2 protein-coding genes are annotated in these 2,298 nt (G+C 50.8%); both read right to left on the reverse strand.

Translation table 11 applies throughout. The features are described 5' to 3' along the window. Positions 1-905 (reverse strand): ParB/RepB/Spo0J family partition protein (locus GEU01_RS25285; protein ID WP_081500052.1); only part of this gene is annotated, 905 nt, incomplete at its 3' end. A gap of 165 nt (positions 906-1,070) precedes the next feature. Beyond that, the coding region (locus GEU01_RS20900; RefSeq protein ID WP_232272652.1) for an AAA family ATPase at positions 1,071-2,298 on the reverse strand (1,228 nt) is incomplete at its 5' end.

Consider the following 2,298-nt stretch of genomic DNA (forward strand, 5'->3'; position numbering starts at 1 on the left):
ATCTCTTTGCCATCCGTATCGCGAGTGATAGCAACGGCGCCACGTTTAGGCGAGCGCGCGCTGCCGCGACGTAGATGTCCCAGTTCCGTTGCTACCGCATTCTCGAGTTCGCGAGCCACTGCAGCAGGTTCCACAAGGTAGTTCTGATCTTTGCTTCGCAACGCAGCAATACGTTCAGCAGCCTCGTAGACCACTTCGCGTGATGCACTGTCTTTAATAAGGGGCTTTATCTGCATCACATGCTTAAGCCGAATATCATGCGGGCTAACAAATGCCCGAGTGACTGCTTCAGGCAATCTAGCAAGGTCGAGGTACCGGCTTAACCATGCTTCAGAGACGTTCAACCGATCTGCCATCGTTTTTTGGCGACCATGATAGTACCGATCAAGACCCAACAAGTAATCCTTTGCGCGCTCGTAATCGGTAAGATCCTCACGCGCCCTATTTTCTAGGTCCGCAATACGGAAGGCTTCCTCGTCCTCCATTTCACGAGGCTCAACAAGGAACTTAATGTCACGATAATTATTGGCGTTAAGCCACGAAACAGACCAATGCCGNCGTGCGCCACAGATCACTTCGAAATCAAAATCTGGGTTGTTGGTCAATCGCCGAACGATGGCCGGAACTTCTTGGCGTCCCTGCGCACGAATGCTTTCGATAAGTTCGCGACAGTTTTCATAAGACAACGCGGCGTAATCACGATTATGACCCTCCCACATTTTGCATCGTGCAGGGTCAATAAACTCGTGAGTACGAGTAACAACTTTACCGCTAGCAACTTCTGCTAATCGGTTAGTACGATCATTAATGATTGACCGATTTGGACGAGACTGGCCTTGTCTACCGGTTACGCCTGAAATTGCAGCTGTTAAGCCGTCCGCAAAAGCCCTGTTTTTCCCCGACATTTATCCCTCCTTTTTCACATTACTCGACCTGCAAAAAGTTCGAATAATGCTTTGAAAATGCGTGCTTCGCTTCTCGCTCCGCCACCAATCCAAAATTGCAACGTTGCAATTTTCAGAAATTGACGATTTGCGAGAGTTCAATGAACCGCCATCTCCAAGAAAAAATTACACCAGTCCTTCCTTGCGAAGCCGCTCCTGATGACTAGGCCACATTCCCCGAATATCTGTTTCAAGCTCCTTACACACTGCGTTCAGATAGGTAAGGCAGCGATCACGAACCGACTTGCTTGTGATCGCTCCTTGCTGTTCGTACACAGTCATGAGTCGAGCTGTGGCATTGTCGATTTCAGCAGAATTTTTCAGAGGGGCTCTAACTAGATGATGGCCGAAAATAGCCTGCATCAACTTGATAAGTTCCTTGTGAATCGATTTGTTCTCTTCAACCCGAGAAGCCACGAATTTGAGAAACTCTAGAGAAGGAGCCCTGTCAAACTGCGCTAGCGTCCGCAATGTCTCCTCCAGCATCGACAGGAAGGCCGTCGTTGACGAAAAGTCCATAATTGTCGGGGGCACCGGAACGACCAATGCATTTGCTGCCCTCAGCACAGAAAGCGAGATTGCTCCCAAGGCAGGAGGAGGATCCATAATTATAACGTCAAAATTTGGCGCTATAGACGCCAGCCCTACCGACAACCGATCCACAAGCCCAGGCTCGCCCTGAGCCATCCGCGCGGCGATTTCATACTCAGATTGAAACAGCCGCAGATTAGACGGTATCAGATATAGACCATCGAAATGCGTAGGTTTGAGCGCGTAGCTCAGTGACGAACGTTCATCGTGCCGCAAAAACGGATAAAGCGTCTCATCATCAGTAAGGTCTAAATCTGGCACGTAACCAAAGAGCGTTGTTGCTGACGCTTGGCTATCACAATCGATCAGCGCCACGCGATAGCCTTGGATCGCGAGATATTGCGCAAGGTGAACAGCAACCGTTGATTTCCCGACACCGCCTTTAAAGTTTTGAACAGCTATGATTGCCGGCGGGTCGCCTGGATCACGCCACGGACGCGTGCCAAAGATCCCGCGCATGTCGTTGACCTGTTCAAGCGTATATCCCACACGCCTGTTATTGGCTCCCCGTTCAGGTTTGGGTAGACGACCATCCTTTTCTGCGTCGCGTATGGCTGCGGGCGTCCGGCCTACGAGTTCTGCAGCCTGGCCAATCTGAAATGTCGGTTCTCGTCGCTCGCCGGCTCGCGCGGCAACAGCGCTTTCCCTCAAATTTTCCAGAACTGCCGCGGCTTTATCCGCCAGCCCTTCAACCATTTGGAGACTCGTATATCCGGCTTGCTCGAGATCAGCTGTCATAAATCTTTCTTTCGATAAACGTCCG

It is taken from the genome of Komagataeibacter europaeus LMG 18890 (assembly GCF_000285295.1).
In the GTDB taxonomy this organism is placed as follows: domain Bacteria; phylum Pseudomonadota; class Alphaproteobacteria; order Acetobacterales; family Acetobacteraceae; genus Komagataeibacter; species Komagataeibacter europaeus.